Source organism: Enterobacter oligotrophicus (assembly GCF_009176645.1).
Lineage (GTDB): Bacteria > Pseudomonadota > Gammaproteobacteria > Enterobacterales > Enterobacteriaceae > Enterobacter > Enterobacter oligotrophicus.
This window is the reverse complement of record NZ_AP019007.1, coordinates 1,174,562-1,195,990: the sequence shown is the minus strand read 5'-3', so window position 1 is coordinate 1,195,990 and position 21,429 is coordinate 1,174,562. Positions and strand designations below refer to the sequence as shown.

Sequence of the window (21,429 nt, the reverse complement as noted above, 5' to 3'; positions counted from 1 at the left end):
GGATTAGCTTGATAATTATCAATGTTCGTTCCTGCAAAAACACGAGAATGCATTTTTATTTGAAGGAACGAGCAATGAAAAAAATAAACAGCCAGGGAGACAGCCTGGTTCCGGCTATTTCGCGGCGTAATTTTATACAGGCGGGTTCAGCGCTGGCTGCGCTTCCGTTTATCGCGACAGCCGGGAAAGCACAGGCGAGGGTTACACCTGCAGCAGATATTATCCCCGAAGAAAAAGTGGTGCAGACGTGCAGCACCTTTGACTGCGGTGGCAAGTGTGATATTCGTGCTCATGTGAGTGAGGGTGTGGTGACCCGAATCTCCACGCGCCCGGATAATGAACTTGATCCTCAAATGCCAGTAATGCGCGCTTGTATTCGTGGACGTGCATACAGAAAATTCGTATATCATCCCGATCGACTGAAATACCCGATGAAACGCGTGGGAAAACGCGGTGAAGGAAAATTCGAACGTATTTCCTGGGATGAAGCGACCACGCTTATTGCGAATCAATTAAAAACTATTACGCAAAAATATGGCGCATCCTCACGTTATGTTCATGTGGGAACAGCGGTTTCCGGTGGTACTTTTTCCGGCGATAAAATGGTTCGTCGCCTGCTCAACTTAACGGGCGGCTATCTCGAAAGCTATCACTCGGTGAGTATGGGTAATACGGCGGCTGCAACACCCTATACCTACGGAACTGCCGCCAGCGGCAGTTCTCTGGACACGTTGCTGGATACCAAACTGGTTATTCTCTGGGGGCATAACCCGACGGAAACCATTTTCGGCCACAGCAACTACTTCTACCAGAAGATGAAGCAAAACGGCACACGCTTTATCGTTGTCGATCCACGTTACTCTGATACGGTTTCCTCGCTTGCCGATCAGTGGATACCGCTGCTCCCCACCACGGACAATGCGCTGATGGATGCGATGATGTACGTGATTGTCACGGAAAATCTGCACGATCGTGACTTTATTCAGCGCTATACCCTCGGTTTTGACGAAGCCTCAATGCCGGAAGGCGTTCCGGAGAACGAATCTCTCGTCGCTTACCTGACTGGCGCGAAAGATGGTGTGGCGAAAACGCCAGAATGGGCAGAGAAAATCACCCATGTGCCAGCGCAGACGATCCGTCAACTGGCGCGTGATTACGCCACAACGAAACCTGCCGCGCTGATTCAGGGCTGGGGCCCGCAGCGTCACAACTGCGGTGAGCGTACCGCCCGTGGCTCCACCTTACTGGCGACGCTGACCGGCAACGTCGGGGTTAAAGGGGGCTGGGCGGCTGGCTATGGCGGTTGTGCAAACCGAAAATTCGCTGCCGGCCCGGAAATGCCGGATAACCCGGTGAAAGCGAAAATTTCGGTAATGAACTGGGTGCAGGCCGCTGACGACGCCTCAAAGGTAACGCCTGATGTGGGCCTGAAGGATGCCGAAAAACTGGACAGCAATATCCGTATCCTCTTCTCGCTGGCGGGTAACTATCTTGCAAACCAGAATCCCGATCTTCACCGGGCGACCCGCGTACTGGAAGACGAGTCGAAAATTCAGTTTATCGTTGCAAGCGATCTGTTTATGACGCCGAGTGCCAGATACGCCGACCTCTTGTTGCCTGAAACCAGCTTTATGGAACGCTGGAATATTGGTGAAACCTGGGGAACAGCAAGCTATCTGATTCTGTCAGAGAAGCTGATCGAACCTGAATTTGAGCGCCGTTCAGATTATGACTGGCTGCGTGAAGTTGCCGCTAAACTGGGTATTGAGCGTGAGTTCAGCCAGGGTCGTGATGAAAAAGCGTGGATTGAACATATCTGGGAACAGACCCGGCTGGCGATGCCAGACGAAAATCTGCCTGACTTCGCGACGCTGCAAAAAACACGTCAGCATCTCTTCAAAAGTGCGCCTTTTATCGCCTTTGAAGACAATATTCGCGATCCGCAAAATCATCCGTTCCCGACGCCCTCAGGGAAAATTGAGATTTTCTCGAAACGTCTCTATGACATGCATCACCCGGAAATTCCGGCGCTGTCGCATTACGTTCCCGCCCATGAAGGGCCAGAAGATGACCTGGCGAAAACCTTCCCGCTGCAGCTGATTACCTGGAAAGGGAAAAACCGAGCCAACTCCACCCAGTATGCCAACCCGTGGTTGATAGAGGCGCAGCAGCAAAAGCTGTGGATTAATCCACAGGACGCGCAAAAACGTGGCATTGCGCAGGGCGATACCGTGCGTATTCATAATGCCCGCGGCATTTGCGAAATCCCGGCAGAGGTTACGCCACGCATCATTCCGGGCGTGGTGGCAATGCAGGCCGGAGCCTGGTGGCAGCCGGATGAGCAGGGCGTTGATAAGGGCGGCTGTGCGAACGTGCTCAGTTCGGCCCGCATCACCGCGCTTGCGAAAGGGAATTCACATCAAACCATGCTGGTGGAGGTGGCTAAAGCATGAGTCAGTTCAAACACTACGCGCCAGTGAGCGACAAACAACTGGGCTTTTTTATCGACTCTTCCCGCTGCTCGGGCTGCAAAGCCTGTCAGGTGGCATGCAAAGATAAAAACAATCTGGAAGTCGGGCGTCGTTTTCGTCGCGTGTACGAAGTCAACGGCGGGAATTTCATCCCGACCGGGCAGGGCGGTGTGAGCAATAACGTCTTTGCCTATACGCTCTCTATTTCCTGTAACCACTGTGCGGACCCCATCTGCACCAAAAACTGCCCAACCACCGCGATGCACAAGCGTCCGGGCGACGGCATCGTGCGTGTCGATACGGATAAGTGCGTCGGCTGCGGCTATTGTGCGTGGTCATGCCCTTACGGCGCGCCTCAGCTCAATGAGCAGACGGGACAGATGTCGAAATGCGATCTCTGTGTCGATCTACAGGCGAAAGGGGAGCAGCCTGTCTGCGTGGCAACCTGTCCACTCGAAGCGATCAAATTTGGTCCGATTGATGAACTGCGGGCGAAATACGGCACGGTCTGCGATGCGAAAGGGTTGCCGGATTCATCGATAACGAAGCCGAACCTGGTGATTAAAGCGCATCAGGGTGCAGAGAAAGAGGGGAAACGTCATGCATGAGTTACCGCTGCTGATTTTCACGCTGTTCCTGCAGGGATCGGTTGGTGTAACGCTCTGGCTGGCGTTTGGTCGTCAGGCAGTGACAGGAACGGATACACCTCACCGCAGCCTGCTGATTGCCGCCGCAGGAGCCTTTGTGCTGGCCAGCCTGGGGCTTCTCGCCTCGGCGCTGCACATGGGCTACCCGCTCAATGCCCTGAACGCGCTGCGTCACGTCGCCAGCTCCTGGCTAAGCCGTGAAATCATCTTTGCCAGTCTCTATCTGGCTGCGCTTGGCCTCGCGACCCTTCTGCTGTTCGCAAAAAAACCAGGATGGAAACTGCTTCTGGTGGTGGCGGGCGTTGTCGGGCTGGTGGATGTGTTCTGTATGGCACAAATCTACATTCACACTTCGGTCGTCACCTGGCAGCACCTCAACACGCTGGTGCTGTTTATTGGCTCCGTGGGGATTATTGGTTCGGCCTGTGTGGCTCTGGCGGCGAAAACGCGACGTGCTGCAAGCGTTGCGGTAGCGATCGTCACACTGGTGGTGCTTGCTCGCCTTGTCATGCAGCCCGTCTGGCTGGCGGACATATCAGCAATGGATAACACTGTGGTGACCTTCCCTCACGCGCCGCTGCAGGTGCTTGAGCAACTGCGCATTATGCATTTGCTGAGCTGGTGTGTTTCCGTCCTGGGTATGCTCTGCTTTGCTGCGGGTGGACTGAAGAACGCGCGAGGCACGATGCTGGCAGGAAGCGCGTTGCTGATTGTCGGCGAACTGATGCTGCGCTTTGTTTTCTTTAGTATTGGCTGATGGTCACGATGACATTTGCCCCGGTGATGGGCGTAACGCACGATTGCGTCCGTCACCGTTTTCGCTCTGCCTCCTGCCATGCCTGCGCGGACGTGTGCCCTGCGCAGGTGTTTTCTCTGGTAGAGGGAACAATATCCGTTGACGGTTCCCGGTGTATTGAGTGCGGAGACTGCCTTTTTGTCTGCCCTGCAGAAGCCATTTCAGGTGTCACGCCACCGAAGCGTTTCCTTTGTGGCGATACGCTTGTTGGGCCATTTACCGGCCCGGCACCCACGGTTAATGAACTGTTGCTCTGGCATGCTCAACATCGTGTTCGCTTTATCAGTATCGACGTGGAGCACTCAACGGCCTGGATGATGGCGCTAGCAGGTCTTAACCTGGCTTTGCGTCGGCTCGGTGAACCGGGCTGGTCTTTCAGGCTGCTCCCAAAGAAAGAGATCAATGTTACGCGTCGAACACTTATTCATGTTCCACGTGATGATGTTAAGTCCTGTACCGTACTGCCGGGCAAACGCCAGCTGCGCAAGGCATTCTCCTGCGAGAGTGAGTCCGATATCGTCGTCGATCCAGGGAAATGTGTGTTGTGCGGTGCCTGCTGGCGAAGCTGCCAGGAAAACGCGATCCGGTTTGAGGCGGCAGCGCTGGTGGTTGAGACAGCGCGCTGTACTGGCTGCGGCGGCTGCGAGGCGGTGTGCCAGCATAAGGCGTTAAACATCATTGAAAAAGAAGAACCGGCCAAAACAGTCATCCGTCAGGCCTTTTCGGCAACCTGCCTGGCGTGTCATCGTCAGTTCTGGACATTTCATCCCGAAGAAAAACAGTGCCCTCTGTGTCGGCACCATCATCACGGGATGAGAAATCTGGCCTGTTGCTAATCTTCGTCTCATTTTAAAAAAATGTTATGTAGAACCATAGGCAATGGCGCTATTGCTCATTATAATCCGCGCCACACCATACTCAGGTATGCAAAACAACAGAACATTTGACAGAGGTTATCATGGCTATTGAACGTACTTTTTCCATCATTAAACCAAACGCGGTGGCAAAAAACGTTATTGGCAGCATCTTCGCTCGCTTTGAATCAGCAGGGTTTAAGATCGTTGGCACCAAAATGCTGCACCTGACCGTTGAACAGGCTCGCGGTTTCTACGCAGAGCACGAAGGTCGTCCATTCTTTGACGGTCTGGTCGAGTTCATGACTTCTGGCCCAATCGTGGTTTCCGTGCTGGAAGGCGAAAACGCGGTTCAGCGCCACCGTGACCTGCTGGGTGCAACCAACCCGGCTAACGCACTGGCGGGCACTCTGCGCGCTGACTACGCTGACAGCTTCACCGAGAATGGCACCCACGGTTCCGACTCTGTTGAATCTGCTGCACGTGAAATCGCCTACTTCTTCGGCGAAGGCGAAGTGTGCCCACGCACCCGCTAATAATTTCGTAAATGCTGCGTGCAAACGTGGCATCCCTGCGCCAGACTTTGTACAATGCAACGCCCCGGACGAGCAGACTGCTTTCCGGGGTGTTTCTTTTCAACCCTCCACGGGCCATAACGTGTAACAACGAGGCCGGAAAATATTATGTCTGAATTAGTGAATACCTCCGAAGTCGCCATTCCTGCGGTTCCCAATAAAAATGGAAAAATCAACCTGCTGGATCTGAACCGTCAGCAGATGCGCGAGTTCTTTAAAGAGATGGGCGAGAAGCCGTTTCGTGCCGATCAGGTCATGAAATGGATGTACCATTATTGCAGCGACAACTTTGATGACATGACGGACATCAACAAAGTGCTGCGCAATAAGCTCAAAGAAGTGGCTGAAATCCGTGCGCCGGAAGTGGTGGAAGAACAGCGCTCATCCGATGGCACCATCAAATGGGCGATTGCCGTGGGCGATCAGCGCGTTGAAACCGTGTATATCCCGGAAGACGACCGCGCCACGCTGTGCGTCTCTTCCCAGGTCGGCTGTGCGCTGGAGTGTAAATTCTGCTCCACGGCTCAGCAGGGCTTTAACCGTAACCTGCGCGTGTCCGAAATTATCGGCCAGGTGTGGCGTGCTGCGAAAATTGTTGGCGCGGCGAAGATCACGGGAACGCGCCCGATCACCAACGTGGTGATGATGGGGATGGGTGAACCGCTGCTGAACCTGACTAACGTCGTTCCGGCAATGGAAATCATGCTCGATGACTTTGGTTTTGGTCTGTCTAAACGTCGCGTGACGCTCTCCACCTCGGGCGTAGTGCCTGCGCTGGATAAACTGGGCGACATGATTGACGTTGCGCTGGCGATCTCCCTGCATGCACCTAACGACGAAATTCGTGACGAAATTGTACCGATCAACAAAAAGTACAATATCGAAACCTTCCTCGCAGCTGTGCGTCGCTACCTGGAGAAATCCAACGCGAACCAGGGCCGCGTGACCATCGAGTACGTGATGCTCGACCACGTAAATGATGGCACCGAGCATGCGCATCAGCTTGCTGAGCTGCTGAAAGATACGCCGTGCAAGATTAACCTGATCCCATGGAACCCGTTCCCTGGTGCACCGTATGGTCGTAGCTCGAACAGCCGTATCGATCGCTTCTCAAAAGTGCTGATGGAGTATGGTTTCACCACCATCGTGCGTAAAACGCGTGGTGATGACATCGATGCCGCGTGCGGACAACTGGCGGGTGATGTTATCGACCGCACCAAACGTACTCTGCGTAAACGCATGCAGGGTGAGTCGATTGCGGTCAAAGCTGTTTGATTATTATGCAATCACGGCGCATGATCTGCGCCGTGAAGCATAATCTTACTGAATAATCAGTCAGATTCGTGATGATTGATTAATAATTACGGTGCGTTTTATACGACTTTCGGGCAGTATGTAACGACGTAACAACAGTTTAGCTTCATGGGCAGGCCAGTGCTGTTATCTGCGGCCTGACAGTCTTATACTGTTTGTTCAAGGTTAAATTACCTGAAGTTTCGCGGTGCGGGTGGCATTGTGACTCACCGGCACCTGAACCCATTTTTTTCACGTACCAGTAGTTGTAGCGAATGAATACTGAAGCCACTCACGACCAACATGAAGCACTCTCCACTGGCGTTCGTCTTCGCAACGCCCGTGAACAACTCGGACTCAGCCAGCAAGCCGTTGCCGAACGCTTGTGCCTGAAGGTTTCCACGGTTCGCGATATTGAAGAAGATAAGGCTCCTGCCGATCTTGCTTCAACATTCCTGCGTGGTTACATCCGCTCTTACGCAAAACTGGTTCATATCCCTGAAGACGAATTACTGCCGATGATGGAGAAGCAGGCACCGGTACGTGCAGCGAAAGTTGCGCCGATGCAGACTTTCTCTCTGGGAAAACGTCGTAAAAAACGTGATGGCTGGCTGATGAGCTTTACCTGGCTGGTGCTGTTTGTGGTGGTTGGCCTGACGGGCGCATGGTGGTGGCAAAACCACAAAGCGCAGCAGGAAGAGATCACGACCATGGCCGATCAATCCTCAGCTGAGCTTAATCAATCCGGTAACGACAACGCGCAAAGCGTGCCGCTGAACACAGAGGGTGCGGCGACGACATCCAGCGAGCCACAGACAGCGGCAACGGATGCGCCTGCGACCGAACCAGCACCAACGCCAGACGCAACAGCGAATACTGCTCCGGCAACGCAGGCGCAGGATCAGAACGCGGTGGTTTCACCTTCTCAGGCCAATGTTGATACCGCACCTGCGGACAACGCTGCTGCACCATTACCAACCGACCAGGCGGGTGTTGCAACGCCAGCAGCCGATCCCAACGCGTTGGTGATGAACTTTACTGCCGATTGCTGGCTGGAAGTGACGGATGCTACGGGTAAAAAACTGTTCAGCGGTCTGCAGCGTAAAGATGGCACGTTAAACCTAACGGGCCAGGCCCCGTATAAACTTAAAATCGGCGCTCCGGCAGCGGTACAGATCCAGTATCAAGGAAAACCTGTCGACCTGAGCCGCTTTATCAGAACTAACCAGGTTGCGCGTCTTACCGTTAATGCCGAACAATCAGCAGCACAGTAACAGACGGGCAACGCGGGAGATTTTTCATGCATAACCAGGCTCCGATTCAACGTAGAAAATCGAAACGGATCTACGTTGGGAATGTGCCAGTCGGGGACGGCGCGCCAATCGCCGTCCAGTCGATGACCAACACGCGCACCACGGACGTGGAAGCGACGGTCAACCAAATCAAAGCATTAGAACGCGTAGGCGCGGACATTGTTCGCGTCTCCGTGCCGACCATGGATGCCGCTGAGGCGTTCAAATTGATCAAGCAGCAGGTCAGCGTTCCGCTGGTTGCAGATATCCACTTCGACTACCGCATTGCGCTGAAAGTTGCTGAGTATGGCGTAGATTGCCTGCGTATTAACCCAGGTAATATCGGTAACGAAGAGCGCATTCGTATGGTTGTGGATTGCGCGCGCGACAAAAACATTCCAATCCGCATCGGCGTTAACGCCGGTTCTCTGGAAAAAGATCTTCAGGAAAAGTACGGCGAGCCAACGCCACAAGCGCTGCTCGAATCTGCCATGCGTCACGTCGATCATCTGGATCGTCTTAACTTCGATCAGTTCAAAGTGAGCGTCAAAGCGTCCGATGTGTTCCTGGCAGTGGAATCGTATCGCCTGCTGGCAAAACAGATCGATCAGCCTTTGCACCTCGGGATCACCGAAGCAGGGGGGCTGCGTAGCGGTTCTGTGAAATCGGCAATTGGTCTGGGGCTGCTGCTTTCCGAAGGGATCGGTGACACCCTGCGCGTCTCGCTGGCGGCCGATCCGGTGGAAGAGATCAAAGTCGGCTTCGACATCCTGAAATCACTGCGTATCCGCGCCCGTGGGATCAACTTCATTGCCTGCCCAACCTGTTCACGTCAGGAGTTCGACGTCATCGGCACGGTGAATGCCCTCGAGCAGCGTCTGGAAGACATCATCACCCCGATGGATGTCTCTATTATCGGTTGTGTGGTGAACGGTCCGGGTGAAGCGCTGGTGTCAACGCTGGGCGTTACCGGCGGCAACAAGAAAAGTGGTCTCTATGAAGATGGTGTTCGTAAAGATCGTCTGGATAATAGTGACATGATCGACCAGCTTGAAGCCCGCATTCGTGCCAAAGCCACGATGATGGATGAATCGCAGCGCATCAGCGTGCAGCAGGTCGAAAAATAACGTGATGGGAAGCGTGCCGCTTCCCATGTATGATTGAACCCATTCTTTGGGTTCTTTTTTGTATATAGAAAGAGAATAAACGTGGCAAAAAACATTCAAGCCATCCGCGGCATGAACGATTATCTGCCTGGCGAAACCGCCATCTGGCAGCGCATTGAAGGCACACTGAAACAGGTGCTCGGCAGCTACGGTTACAGCGAAATCCGTTTGCCGATTGTAGAGCAGACCCCGTTATTCAAACGTGCGATCGGTGAAGTAACCGACGTGGTTGAAAAAGAGATGTATACCTTTGAGGACCGCAACGGCGACAGCCTGACGCTGCGTCCGGAAGGTACGGCGGGCTGCGTACGCGCCGGCATCGAACATGGTCTCCTGTACAATCAGGAGCAGCGCCTGTGGTATATCGGCCCGATGTTCCGCCACGAACGTCCACAGAAAGGGCGTTACCGCCAGTTTAACCAGCTGGGTGTGGAAGTCTTTGGTCTGCAAGGCCCGGACATCGACGCCGAACTGATTATGCTGACGGCCCGCTGGTGGCGCGCACTCGGTATTTCTGAGCACGTTTCGCTGGAGCTGAACTCCATTGGTTCTCTGGAAGCGCGCGCAAACTACCGCGATGCGCTGGTGGCGTTCCTGGAACAGCACAAAGAGAAGCTGGACGAAGACTGCAAACGCCGTATGTACAGCAACCCACTGCGCGTTCTGGATTCCAAGAACCCGGACGTGCAGGCGCTGCTGAACGATGCGCCTGCACTGGGTGACTACCTGGACGACGACTCCCGCGAACACTTTGCGGGCCTGTGCAAGCTGCTTGAAGCGGCGGGTATTGCCTATACCATTAACCAGCGCCTGGTGCGCGGCCTGGACTACTACAACCGCACCGTGTTTGAGTGGGTCACCACCAGCCTCGGCTCGCAGGGCACCGTGTGTGCTGGCGGTCGTTATGATGGTCTGGTTGAGCAACTGGGTGGTCGTGCAGCCCCGGCGGTTGGCTTTGCGATGGGTCTTGAGCGACTTGTTTTGTTGGTTCAGGCAGTTAATCCGGAATTTAAAGCAGATTCTGTTGTCGATATATACCTGGTGGCCTCAGGCGCGGATACGCAGTCTGCGGCGATGCAGCTTGCCGAACGCGTGCGTGATGCACTGCCGGACGCTAAGCTGATGACCAACCATGGCGGCGGCAACTTCAAAAAACAGTTTGCTCGTGCCGATAAGTGGGGCGCAAGTATTGCACTGGTGCTGGGTGAGTCCGAAGTGGCTAACGGCGAAGTGGTAGTGAAAGACCTGCGCTCTGGTGAGCAAACAACGGTAACGCAGGACGGCGTTGCGGCGCACTTGCGCACTTTATTGGGCTAAGGAGAAGGACTGCGTGGAAATTTACGAGAACGAACACGACCAGGTCGACGCGATTAAACGCTTCTTTGCTGAAAACGGCAAAGCGCTGGTTGTTGGGGTTATTTTGGGTGTAGGTGCATTAGTAGGCTGGCGTTACTGGAACAACCATCAGGCTGATTCCGCACGCGGCTCTTCTCTGAACTACGAAAATACCGTTAGCGCGATTCGTGCTGACCAGCCACAAACGCTGGCAGCGGCAGAGAAATTTGCAGCTGACAATAAAAACACCTACGGTGCGCTGGCCGCGCTGGAAGTGGCTCAGCAATACGTTGATAAAAACGAACTGGACAAAGCCGCTGCGCAACTGTCTCAGGGCCTTGCTGCTGCAAGCGATGAAAACCTGAAAGCAGTGATCAACCTGCGTCTGGCACGTATCCAGGTTCAGCAGAATAAAGCCGATGATGCGCTGAAAACGCTTGATTCCATCAAAGGTGAAGGGTTTGCCGCTATTGTTGCCGATCTGCGCGGTGAAGCACTGCTGAGCAAAGGTGACAAAGCGGGCGCGCGTAAAGCGTGGCAAGCTGGCGTAGATAGCAAGGCTTCACCTGCGCTGAGTGAAATGATGCAGATGAAAATAAATAATTTGTCCGTCTGAGAGGGACCCGATGCAATTGCGTAAATTACTTCTGCCAGGACTGCTTTCTGTTACGTTATTGAGTGGCTGTTCACTGTTCAGTGGCGAAGAAGATGTTGTCAAAATGTCCCCGCTGCCGACGGTTGAAAACCAGTTTACCCCATCAACCGCATGGAGCACCTCCGTGGGTGATGGTATTGGTGAATTCTATTCCAACCTGCACCCGGCGTTTGCTGACAGTGTTATCTATGCCGCAGACCGTAAGGGTACGGTGAAAGCCGTTAACGCAGACGACGGGAAGGAAGTGTGGTCTGTTAACCTGGCGGAAAAAGACGGCTGGTTCTCCCGCAAACCGGCACTGCTTTCTGGCGGCCTGACCGTTGCCGGTGGTCATGTGTATGTGGGTAGCGAAAAAGCCCAGGTATATGCGCTGAACACCAGTGATGGAACTATCGCATGGCAAACCACGGTTGCCGGTGAATCCCTGTCTCGTCCGGTTGTCAGCGATGGTCTGGTATTGATTCATACCAGCAACGGCCAGCTTCAGGCATTGAACGAAGCGGATGGCCTGGTGAAATGGACCGTTAACCTGGATATGCCTGCGCTCTCTCTGCGCGGTGAATCCGCGCCGGCTACCGCTTTTGGGGCTGCCATTGTAGGCGGTGACAACGGCCGCGTGAGCGCGGTGCTGATGCAGCAAGGCCAGATGATTTGGCAGCAACGTATCTCTCAGGCGACCGGCTCTACTGAGATTGACCGTCTGAGCGATGTCGATACTACGCCAGTGATTGTTGACGGTATTGTTTATGCGCTGGCTTATAACGGCAACCTGACTGCGCTGGATCTGCGCAGCGGTCAGATCATGTGGAAACGTGAGCTGGGCTCGGTGAATGATTTCATCGTTGACGGTAACCGTATCTATATGGTTGACCAGAACGACCGTCTGCTGGCGCTGAGCACCGAAGGTGGCGTGACGCTGTGGACGCAAAGCGATCTGCTGCACCGCCTGCTGACCGCACCGGCCCTGTACAACGGTAGCCTGGTGGTGGGTGACAGCGAAGGGTATATGCACTGGATTGACCCGGAAACGGGCCGCTTTACTGCACAGCAAAAAGTCGACAGTTCTGGTTTCCTGACGGAGCCGGTAGTGGCTGACGGCAAACTGCTGATCCAGGCAAAAGACGGGACGCTGTACGCGATCACGCGTTAATTACCCGGCGGTTGTAGTATACTAAACGGCTCCTGTTCACTCAGGAGCCGTTTTGACATTTTTAAAAACGCCGCGAAAGCGACGTGATTTTGAATTTTATGAGGCTTCAAACATGGTACCTGTGGTCGCGCTTGTCGGGCGCCCTAACGTTGGAAAATCCACTCTTTTTAACCGTTTAACACGCACCCGTGATGCGCTGGTTGCGGATTTCCCAGGGCTGACGCGTGACCGTAAGTACGGTCGTGCAGAGGTGGAAGGACGCGAGTTTATCTGTATCGATACCGGTGGTATTGATGGTACGGAAGATGGTGTTGAAACCCGCATGGCGGAACAGTCTCTGCTGGCGATTGAAGAAGCAGATGTCGTTCTGTTTATGGTCGATGCCCGTGCGGGCCTGATGCCGGCGGATTCTGCTATTGCCAAACACCTGCGCTCGCGTGAAAAGCCAACCTTCCTGGTGGCGAACAAAACTGACGGCATTGATGCCGATCAGGCCGTTGCGGATTTCTGGTCCTTAGGTCTGGGTGACATTTACCCTATCGCGGCGTCGCATGGTCGTGGTGTGACCAGCCTGCTCGAAACCGTGCTGCTGCCGTGGGTTGATGAAGTGAACCCGCCGGAAGAGGTGGACGAGGACGCCGCATACTGGGCGCAATTCGAAGACGGTGAAGCGGAAGAAGAACCTGAAGAGGCATTCAACCCGCAGGATCTGCCGATCAAGCTCGCCATCGTGGGCCGTCCAAACGTAGGTAAGTCTACACTTACTAACCGTATTCTGGGCGAAGAGCGCGTGGTGGTCTACGACATGCCGGGCACCACCCGCGACAGCATCTACATCCCTATGCAGCGCGATGAGCGTGAGTACGTGCTCATCGACACCGCAGGCGTGCGTAAGCGCGGGAAAATCACCGATGTGGTGGAAAAATTCTCCGTTATCAAAACCCTGCAGGCGATTGAAGATGCCAACGTAGTATTGCTGGTCATTGACGCGCGTGAAGGTATCTCCGATCAGGACCTCTCTCTGCTCGGCTTTATCCTCAATAGTGGGCGCTCACTGGTTATCGTGGTCAACAAGTGGGATGGCCTGAGCAATGAAGTGAGAGAGCAGGTGAAAGAGACGCTGGACTTCCGTCTGGGCTTTATCGACTTTGCCCGCGTACACTTCATCTCTGCGCTGCACGGCAGCGGTGTCGGTAACCTGTTCGAGTCTGTGCGTGAAGCGTATGACAGCTCCACCCGCCGTCAGAGCACCGCCATGCTGACCCGTATCATGAATATGGCTGCAGAAGATCACCAGCCGCCGCTGGTGCGTGGTCGTCGCGTGAAGCTGAAATATGCCCATGCCGGTGGTTATAACCCGCCAATTGTGGTCATTCACGGCAACCAGGTGAAAGATCTGCCGGATTCCTACAAGCGTTATCTGATGAACTACTTCCGTAAATCGCTGGACGTGATGGGCACGCCTATCCGTATCCAGTTCAAGGAAGGGGATAACCCGTTCGCCAACAAGCGTAATACCCTGACGCCAAACCAGATGCGTAAGCGTAAACGTTTGATTAAGCACATTAAGAAAAGCAAATGATGGTTCACTAAAAATTTGCTTTCATTCCATACCAGAAGCCCGCATTGCGTCGGGCTTTTTGTTTATATAAACAGCATTTTTAGTTTAATGAATTTTGCCATACAGGAGTATCAAAAAAAGCGGATTAACAGCATATTGAAAGGACATCAAAATGGCCGTTCCTGCGTATATATGGCTCTACAATTCAACTGGAACCCTCATCCAGGGAAGTAGCAACGTACTGCTGCGTGAGGGTGCTATTGAAATGCAGAGCTTTAACCACGGCGTACACATCCCCTACGATAATACTTTTGGCAAACTCACCGGTACACGCGTGCACGACCAGCTAAGTTTCACCAAAGAGCTGGACAAGGCCACTCCTTACCTGAACCGTGCAGTCTGTCAAGGCGAGACGCTCCAGCAGGCGATCATTAAGTGGTATCGGATTAATGACGCAGGTTTAGAGGAGGAATTCATGCACATCATTTTGAAAAACATCAAAGTGGTGGCAGTCACGCCGGTGATGCATAATTTTAAGAACACTGGCGGCCAGATGAACAACCCTACTGAATCGGTTTCGCTGGCGTATGAAAGTATTACCTGGCTTTATCTCGACGGAAATATTTCATACACAGACGTATGGAATCAGCGAGTGGTGGCTTGATGATCAGTTGCAGAGTCGATTTTAATCATCTCTATGACGAAGGCCGCGTGGCCCGTTTGGATGTGGGCGGCGTAGGTTCATTTCCGGTTTTTTCTGGGTTGGGTGAGCTGGTAAATAAGCCAGAATGTTCATACATGACGAATGCTACTGTGCCACCAGGTAGTTACTGGATCGTAGATCGTCCGTCAGGTGGACTGTTTTCTCATAGCCAGACATGGTTCAAACATGCTTTTACAGGGAATAACTATTACGACTGGTTTGCCTTGTTCCGCAAAGATGGCGTAGTTGATGACTATATGAATTTCGATGTCGATTCACGACACCATTACCAGCGAGGCCATTTCCGTTTACACCACCCCGGCCAGATGGTTCTGGTATCAGTGAGGGTTGCATAACCTTCTTCCTCTCGCGTGACTTTTATGTAGTGCGATCTGCATTGTTAAAAGCCCATCGTCATCTCATTCTACAGGGGGATAAACTCTGGGTTTATGGTGATATTACGGTTATTGGTAATACCTCAGGGAGTTGTGATGTCACGCCCGGCTAAATGGTCGTTACGACTGCTGGTGTTTCTGGCCATCATGTTTGTGCTGATGCTCTCAGGGGTTTTCGACCCGCTATCCGAAAGTCTGAAATATACCGTCACGAACCTGATGAATTACATTCCGGCTGAGAAACTGGAGTCTTACCCTGATCGTGTAGAGGATAACTCTTTCACGATGTACATCGTGTTTAATGCGCTGGCGTCGGCTGTGGCTGTATTCCTCGGGGAAAAGATAGTTTGGTTGGTTCGTAATACTTAAAACAGTCAGGCGGCAATTAAGCCGCCTTTATTCCCCCATTCAAAACGCCAGCCTTCCCTGTGTGATGTCAATCACTAATCACTTTTAACCACGTTTAAATCTAAGAAAGTAGACAATCGTCGAATTTTCATCTTAAAGTTCGTGGTCCGGTACTAGACAAAACTAGCGCCGGGTTATCAAATGGTTAACTAACTTTTCGCCGCCTGTAAAAAATCGGTCAGATACGTAACTGACCGGCGTACATGCTGGTGTTTACAAGCACGACACATACCTTTTCGGGAGAATTATGCAATCCTCTGTTAATCAAAAAGAAAGCCGAACGTTCTTCGGCCATCCTTATCCGCTCGGTTCACTGTTTTTCACCGAGATGTGGGAACGTTTCTCGTTTTACGGCATCCGCCCGTTACTGATTCTGTTTATGGCGGCCACCGTTTATGACGGCGGGATGGGGCTGGCGCGTGAAAATGCCTCTGCGATTGTCGGGATCTTTGCCGGAACTATGTATCTCGCCGCGCTACCGGGCGGCTGGCTGGCAGATAACTGGCTCGGCCAGCAGAGAGCCGTCTGGTATGGCTCTATCCTGATTGCGCTCGGACATTTGTCAATTGCGCTTTCAGCCATCATGGGCGATAACCTGTTCTTTATCGGCCTGATGTTTATTGTGCTCGGCTCTGGCCTGTTCAAAACCTGTATCTCGGTTATGGTGGGGACGCTGTACAAAAAAGGCGATGCACGTCGTGACGGCGGTTTCTCGCTGTTCTACATGGGCATCAACATGGGGTCGTTCATTGCGCCATTGATCTCCGGCTGGCTGATTAAAACCCACGGCTGGCACTGGGGCTTTGGTATCGGCGGCATCGGGATGCTGGTGGCGTTGATTATCTTCCGCGTGTTTGCCGTCCCGGCCATGAAACGTTACGACAGCGAAGTGGGTCTGGATTCCACCTGGAACAGCCCGGTCGTGAAGCGAAATGGTGTCGGCGCATGGCTATTGGCGCTGGCGGTGGGTGTCGCGGTTATCGTTACGCTGATTGCGCAGGGCGTGATTGTGATCAACCCGGTCGCGGTTGCCAGCGTGTTGGTCTATGTGATTGCGGCGTCCGTCGCGCTCTATTTTATCTACCTGTTCATTTTTGCAGGGCTGAACCGCAAAGAGCGCGCCAGACTGCTGGTCTGCTTCATCCTGCTGGTCTCCGCAGCGTTCTTCTGGTCTGCGTTCGAGCAGAAACCAACCTCGTTCAACCTGTTTGCTAACGACTACACTAACCGCATGATCGGTGATTTCGAGATCCCGGCGGTGTGGTTCCAGTCGATTAACGCCCTGTTCATCATTTTGCTGGCACCGGTGTTTAGCTGGGCATGGCCGAAACTTGCCAGCATGAACATTCGCCCGAGCAGTATCACCAAGTTTGTCATCGGTATTCTCTGTGCCGCCGCAGGCTTTGGCCTGATGATGCTGGCAGCGCAGAACGTTCTGAATAACGGCGGCGCAGGCGTGTCTCCGTTCTGGCTGGTGGGCAGCATCCTGATGTTGACGCTCGGTGAACTGTGCCTGAGCCCGATTGGTCTGGCGACCATGACACTGCTGGCCCCGGAAAGAATGCGTGGTCAGATGATGGGGCTGTGGTTCTGCGCCAGTGCGCTGGGTAACCTGGCGGCGGGCCTGATTGGTGGACACGTGAAGGCCGATCAGTTGGATATGCTGCCGGATCTCTTCGCGCGTTGCTCCATTGCGCTGTTGATCTGTGCTGCGGTACTGATCGTCCTCATTGTTCCGGTACGTCGTATGCTGGAAAATACGCAGACTAAGCCGGCCGCTAACGCCTGATAAACCTCGACTTTGCCGGGGCGGGTGCCTGCCCCGGCAATGGCTAATACGAGGTGAAGATATGCTGTTAGGGTTTGTTGGGCTTGGCGCGGTCGTTGAAACGGCATATTTGCCCGCATTACGAAACCAGTTTGGTAACTCGCTACGCTGTTCTGGATTCGATCTTCTGCCGACAAAAAGGCCCAAAGGGATAACACGTTGCGCATCACTTTCTGAACTCCTTGCTCAGCCTCTCGATACGTTGTTTATCACCACCGCATCTCTGCACCATCTTGAGGTGCTTGAACAGGCGCTTGCCTCTTCCGTCTCGCGTATTGTGGTTGAAAAACCGATTGTCGCCACGCTTTCCCAAATCGAAACGCTGAAAACATTGCTGGCGATGCCCGGTGCTGCGTCTCGTGTGCTTGCGCTCGATCACTGGATGGCGCGTATCGAAACGGCGACGCTGGCGCTGGTCAGCACTTTTTCCGATATCGTCAGAATAGAAGGGTTTTTGCAGGAGCCAAGCGGGTATAACACGGCTGGTGAACCCATCGCACTCAACTTCGCCACCGGCGAACCGGATACGCGTACGCTCCGCCATCCTGACGGCGTGATTCTGGACATCGGCACGCATGTGCTGGCGATGATGCGTGAAATGGTGCGCTATCTGGGGGGAAACAATACCCTGTCATTACAGGTGATGAGCGCTAAGGACCGACTGGGGCGCGATATTGCCAAAGGCGACCTGACGACGGCGGAAGGCGAAGCACACCTGCAGGGGCAGATGAGCGGCGTGCCGGTGGATATCTGGTTGAATAAATACGCTGGTCCGTTGGGCGGACAGAAAGGGCTACGGCTTTATCTGCGCGACGGGCGCATCATTAGCCACGATCGGCGCGGCACGGAAGATGTTATCGAGCTGATTAATGGCGACGCTATTCAACGCTGGGAGCTTCCCGGTACGATTTACGAACGCTGCCTGGCCGGGCATATCCTGGGCGCAAAAAGTCTGTTTGAACGCGACCCGCATGAAGTGAGCCGCACGACGCAGCGCAGGCTTGAAGAGGTCGAGCTGTTGCTGACCCTGCAACAACAGCTACGTGGTTCACATTAAGTGCATCGTGTTAATATCAATGCAGTCATGAATTCCACCCGAAGGAGTCACCATGTCGATTATCTGTCCGGATTGCCATGCAGATCTGGAGCCACAAAACGGTGTAGCCCACTGTGATAACTGCAATAAAGACATTGCGCTCGAAGCCCGTTGCCCGGAGTGTCATCAGCCACTCCAGGTCTTAAAAGCCTGTGGGGCGGTGGACTATTTCTGCCAGAACGGCCACGGCCTTATCTCTAAAAAACGCGTGGAGTTTGCCCCGGCCGAAAGTTAATCGCACACGCAGCCTTCGCCTTTTTGCCAGAGTTCGACCAGCGATTCCGGAGCCTCCTGCTCTGGCACCAGCACAATAATATCGGCGTATTGCGCCTGATTGTGCCGGGTCCAGATTATCTGGATACGAAAATAGCGCTGATCCCCACGGCCGGGTGAGGAAGGCTCACCCGGCGGCTGACCGCGAGGAAATGCCTGCTCCAGTATGCTCACCACCCGCTGGCGTTGTGTCTCGTTGAGTGACGAGAGCGTTATTCTGCGCTGGCCGCTCAGCTTAGGAATAAAAGCGACGCCGCCTTCGCGAGCCAGCTCGACGACGGCGTCGTCCGTCAGTTCCGGAACCTGCATTTACAGCACTCCTACCTGTTCCCACGCGTGTTTAATGGCTGCCCCGACGTTACTGCCGGAGCGTTTTTCTCCATGCGCAATGGTCAGTTTTGCAAACGCCTCAAAATCTGCATCTTGCTTCAGATTGCGATCGCATACCGTGTCGTACCAGGCATAGCCCGTTTTTTCCCAGGCGTAACCGCCAACCGCGCTTGCGGCAAGATAAAACGCCCGGTTAGGAATACCGGAATTCAGGTGTACGCCGCCGTTATCCTCACGTGTTTTAATAAAATCTTTCATATGTCCTGGCTGCGGATCTTTACCGAGCAGGGGATCGTCATAAGCGGTTCCGGGTTCGGACATCGAACGCAACCCTTTGCCGTTAATGCCTTTTGCCAGCAGCCCTTCACCAATCAGCCAGTCGGCGCTATCGGCAGTTTGCTTGAGGTGGTATTGCTTCACTAACGCGCCGAACACGTCTGATAACGATTCGTTCAGCGCGCCCGATTGTTCAAAGTAGATAAGCCCGGCTTCGGTTTCGGTCACGCCGTGGCTCAGCTCATGCGCCACAACGTCGATGGCGATAGTGAAACGGTTAAAAATTTCGCCGTCACCATCGCCAAAGACCATCTGCTGACCATTCCAGAAGGCGTTCTGGTATTCCCGGCCGTAGTGCACGGTGCCGGTCAATATCAGGCCCTTATTATCGAGCGAATCCCGCTGATAATTTTTCCAGAAAAAATCATGGGTGATCCCCAGATAATCATAGGCTTCATCTACCGCGACATCGCCATTAGAGGGCTGACCTTCATAACGTACCTGGGTGCCCGGCAGCTCCTGCGTCTGTTTTGCATCATAGATATCGCGCTCCAGTTGACCGGCTTTATTCACGTGCGGCGCGGCGGGTTTGCCCGGCATATGCGCCATCAGCGTTTGCACGTGGGTTAAGGTCTGACGAGCACAGCGCTGCTGCGGCTCTGAGCCACTCTCGATAATACGGCGAAGGATATAGGGGGGAATAACCGTGTGAAGATGGGACATGCTGCTCTCCTTATTTTGGCAAGGCCAGACAAAAGGGAATAGCAGCAGTATAGTAATTAACCTGCGAAGATTTATCCGGTTTTACGCTGACGCGTCTTTTTGACCGGTTTGATATCCTTCACTTCGCTTTCTATCCAGCCGTCTGAGAGGCGGGTGGTAAGCACATCCCCGGCTTTCACCTGTTTGGTTTGCTTCAGCACTTTGCCATCTGTTGCCGTCGTCACGCTATAGCCGCGCGCCAGCGTGGAGAGCGGGCTGACCGCCTCCAGATGGGTTACCGCGTTGCCAAAGCGTTCACGCGTGCTGCTCAGGCGCGCGCGCAGGTTTTCCGCCAGGCGGTATTCAAGCTGTTGGATGCGCGTCTGCGCACGATAGATTTTTGGCTGAGGGTTTTGCTGGTTCAAACGCTGGGTGACACGCTGCTGGCGCGACACCGCACGCTTAAGCTGATTATCCAGCGCGAAATTCATTCGCTGACGCAAACGCTCCAGCACGGTTTGCTGGCGTGCCAGACGCAGTTGCGGATGCTGCTGTTGCAGGCGGTGATGAATCTGAGTAAAGCGGCGGGTACGGTTGGCAAGGAAATAATCCATCGCCATCTCCAGACGCTGCTGAGCGTTCTGAATCTGGCGCAACAGCTCCAGCTGATTGCGGCTCACCACTTCCGCAGCAGCGGATGGCGTCGGGGCGCGTAAATCCGCGACAAAATCGGCGATAGTGACGTCCGTTTCGTGCCCGACGGCACTCACAATGGGGATCTGGCTGGCGAAAATCGCCCGTGCCACGCGCTCGTCGTTAAAGCTCCACAGGTCTTCCAGCGAGCCACCACCGCGCCCGACAATCAGCACGTCGCACTCCTGACGCACGTTCGCCAGTTCAATGGCGCGCACAATCTGGCCCGGCGCATCATCACCCTGAACGGCGGTCGGGTAGATAATCACGGGCAGGGAAGGGTCGCGGCGCTTCAGCACGTGCAAAATATCGTGCAGGGCTGCACCGGTTTTAGAGGTGATGACCCCAACGCAGTGCGCAGGCGAGGGCAGTGGTTTTTTGAACTGCTGATCGAACAGCCCCTCTTCAGAGAGTTTCGCTTTGAGCTGTTCGTATTTCTGCTGCAGTAAGCCTTCACCCGCAGGCTGCATGCTCTCGACGATAATCTGATAATCACCGCGCGGCTCATACAGGGTGATATTGGCGCGAACCAGAACCTGCTGGCCGTGCTGAGGGCGGAACGTTACCCGGCGGTTGCTGTTGCGGAACATCGCGCAGCGCACCTGGGCGGTGTCGTCTTTTAGCGTAAAGTACCAGTGGCCGGAGGACGGCTGCGTGAAGTTTGAGATTTCACCGCTGATCCAGACCTGTCCCATTTCCTGCTCAAGCAGCAAACGCACCGTCTGATTAAGGCGGCTGACAGTAAAAATTGAGGGGGATTGAGAGGATAACATGTGAGCGGGATCAAATTCTAAATCAGCAAGTTATTCAGTCGATAGTAACCTGCTGAGAGGGGAGTGCAAGGTTTTTTTCTAAAAAAGTGTGGATGCAATCGGTTACGCTCTGTATAATGCCACGGCAATATTTAACCACCCAGGTCAGAGATATTGC

21 protein-coding genes are annotated in these 21,429 nt (G+C 53.9%); 18 read left to right on the top strand and 3 right to left on the bottom strand.

Annotated features, from left to right (window positions below; all coding sequences use genetic code 11):
* Window positions 1-74: 74 nt before the first annotated feature.
* The 18 genes from EoCCA6_RS05660 to EoCCA6_RS05575 all read left to right on the top strand — a co-directional run bounded on the left by EoCCA6_RS05660 (window position 75) and on the right by EoCCA6_RS05575 (window position 18,460).
* The gene (locus EoCCA6_RS05660; protein WP_308436678.1) at window positions 75-2,453 is read left to right on the top strand and encodes a DMSO/selenate family reductase complex A subunit; all 2,379 of its coding nucleotides are present in this window, start codon (window positions 75-77) and stop codon (window positions 2,451-2,453) included.
* Complete coding sequence (locus EoCCA6_RS05655; RefSeq protein WP_152081848.1) at window positions 2,450-3,079, top strand: DMSO/selenate family reductase complex B subunit; 630 nt, start codon at window positions 2,450-2,452, stop codon at window positions 3,077-3,079. The genes EoCCA6_RS05660 and EoCCA6_RS05655 overlap by 4 nt, the downstream gene beginning before the upstream one ends.
* On the top strand, window positions 3,072-3,875 hold the full coding sequence (locus EoCCA6_RS05650; RefSeq protein ID WP_152081847.1) for a dimethyl sulfoxide reductase anchor subunit family protein: 804 nt from the start codon (window positions 3,072-3,074) through the stop codon (window positions 3,873-3,875). Before EoCCA6_RS05655 ends, EoCCA6_RS05650 begins: the two co-directional genes overlap by 8 nt.
* Window positions 3,875-4,750, top strand: a complete 876-nt coding sequence (locus EoCCA6_RS05645) for a 4Fe-4S binding protein (protein ID WP_152081846.1) — start codon at window positions 3,875-3,877, stop codon at window positions 4,748-4,750. The genes EoCCA6_RS05650 and EoCCA6_RS05645 overlap by 1 nt, the downstream gene beginning before the upstream one ends.
* 122 nt (window positions 4,751-4,872) lie before the next feature.
* Complete coding sequence (gene ndk, locus EoCCA6_RS05640; protein WP_152081845.1) at window positions 4,873-5,304, top strand: nucleoside-diphosphate kinase; 432 nt, start codon at window positions 4,873-4,875, stop codon at window positions 5,302-5,304.
* 147 nt (window positions 5,305-5,451) lie between these two features.
* Window positions 5,452-6,618: a dual-specificity RNA methyltransferase RlmN gene (gene rlmN, locus EoCCA6_RS05635; RefSeq protein WP_152081844.1), complete on the top strand. Its 1,167-nt coding sequence runs from the start codon at window positions 5,452-5,454 to the stop codon at window positions 6,616-6,618.
* 293 nt (window positions 6,619-6,911) lie between these two features.
* The gene (gene rodZ / locus EoCCA6_RS05630; protein ID WP_152081843.1) at window positions 6,912-7,910 is read left to right on the top strand and encodes a cytoskeleton protein RodZ; all 999 of its coding nucleotides are present in this window, start codon (window positions 6,912-6,914) and stop codon (window positions 7,908-7,910) included.
* Window positions 7,911-7,936: 26 nt separating this feature from the next.
* Entirely contained in the window at window positions 7,937-9,055 is a 1,119-nt protein-coding gene (ispG, locus tag EoCCA6_RS05625; protein ID WP_152081842.1) for a flavodoxin-dependent (E)-4-hydroxy-3-methylbut-2-enyl-diphosphate synthase, read from the top strand.
* Between the two features lie 81 nt (window positions 9,056-9,136).
* Window positions 9,137-10,411: a histidine--tRNA ligase gene (gene hisS, locus EoCCA6_RS05620; protein ID WP_152081841.1), complete on the top strand. Its 1,275-nt coding sequence runs from the start codon at window positions 9,137-9,139 to the stop codon at window positions 10,409-10,411.
* A 13-nt stretch (window positions 10,412-10,424) separates the two neighbouring features.
* Window positions 10,425-11,045, top strand: a complete 621-nt coding sequence (locus tag EoCCA6_RS05615) for a YfgM family protein (protein ID WP_152081840.1) — start codon at window positions 10,425-10,427, stop codon at window positions 11,043-11,045.
* A 10-nt stretch (window positions 11,046-11,055) separates the two neighbouring features.
* Complete coding sequence (gene bamB / locus EoCCA6_RS05610; protein ID WP_152081839.1) at window positions 11,056-12,234, top strand: outer membrane protein assembly factor BamB; 1,179 nt, start codon at window positions 11,056-11,058, stop codon at window positions 12,232-12,234.
* Window positions 12,235-12,346: 112 nt separating this feature from the next.
* On the top strand, window positions 12,347-13,816 hold the full coding sequence (der, locus tag EoCCA6_RS05605) for a ribosome biogenesis GTPase Der (protein ID WP_152081838.1): 1,470 nt from the start codon (window positions 12,347-12,349) through the stop codon (window positions 13,814-13,816).
* Window positions 13,817-13,967: 151 nt separating this feature from the next.
* Window positions 13,968-14,459 carry an Hcp family type VI secretion system effector gene (locus tag EoCCA6_RS05600; RefSeq protein WP_152081837.1) on the top strand — a complete coding sequence of 164 codons (492 nt, stop codon included), beginning with the start codon at window positions 13,968-13,970 and terminating at the stop codon, window positions 14,457-14,459.
* Window positions 14,459-14,854 (top strand): tlde1 domain-containing protein, encoded by a 396-nt coding sequence (locus EoCCA6_RS05595; RefSeq protein WP_167515530.1) that lies wholly within the window; start codon window positions 14,459-14,461, stop codon window positions 14,852-14,854. Before EoCCA6_RS05600 ends, EoCCA6_RS05595 begins: the two co-directional genes overlap by 1 nt.
* A 135-nt stretch (window positions 14,855-14,989) precedes the next feature.
* Window positions 14,990-15,262: a hypothetical protein gene (locus EoCCA6_RS05590; protein ID WP_152081835.1), complete on the top strand. Its 273-nt coding sequence runs from the start codon at window positions 14,990-14,992 to the stop codon at window positions 15,260-15,262.
* 286 nt (window positions 15,263-15,548) lie between these two features.
* Window positions 15,549-17,090: a peptide MFS transporter gene (locus EoCCA6_RS05585; RefSeq protein WP_152081834.1), complete on the top strand. Its 1,542-nt coding sequence runs from the start codon at window positions 15,549-15,551 to the stop codon at window positions 17,088-17,090.
* Window positions 17,091-17,151: 61 nt separating this feature from the next.
* Window positions 17,152-18,186 (top strand): Gfo/Idh/MocA family oxidoreductase, encoded by a 1,035-nt coding sequence (locus tag EoCCA6_RS05580; RefSeq protein ID WP_152081833.1) that lies wholly within the window; start codon window positions 17,152-17,154, stop codon window positions 18,184-18,186.
* A gap of 52 nt (window positions 18,187-18,238) precedes the next feature.
* Entirely contained in the window at window positions 18,239-18,460 is a 222-nt protein-coding gene (locus EoCCA6_RS05575; RefSeq protein WP_152081832.1) for a zinc ribbon domain-containing protein, read from the top strand.
* Here the strand turns inward: EoCCA6_RS05575 and EoCCA6_RS05570 are convergent.
* The 3 genes from EoCCA6_RS05570 to xseA form a co-directional block, all read right to left on the bottom strand.
* A complete protein-coding gene (locus EoCCA6_RS05570; RefSeq protein ID WP_152081831.1) occupies window positions 18,457-18,807 on the bottom strand; it encodes a protealysin inhibitor emfourin in 351 nt (116 codons plus the stop codon). The two genes, EoCCA6_RS05575 and EoCCA6_RS05570, sit on opposite strands and share 4 nt — an antisense overlap.
* Window positions 18,808-19,827 (bottom strand): M4 family metallopeptidase, encoded by a 1,020-nt coding sequence (locus EoCCA6_RS05565; protein ID WP_152081830.1) that lies wholly within the window; start codon window positions 19,825-19,827, stop codon window positions 18,808-18,810. It lies immediately after the preceding gene.
* Window positions 19,828-19,898: 71 nt separating this feature from the next.
* Window positions 19,899-21,272, bottom strand: coding sequence for an exodeoxyribonuclease VII large subunit (gene xseA / locus EoCCA6_RS05560; protein WP_152081829.1), 1,374 nt, complete (start codon window positions 21,270-21,272; stop codon window positions 19,899-19,901).
* Window positions 21,273-21,429 lie beyond the last annotated feature (157 nt).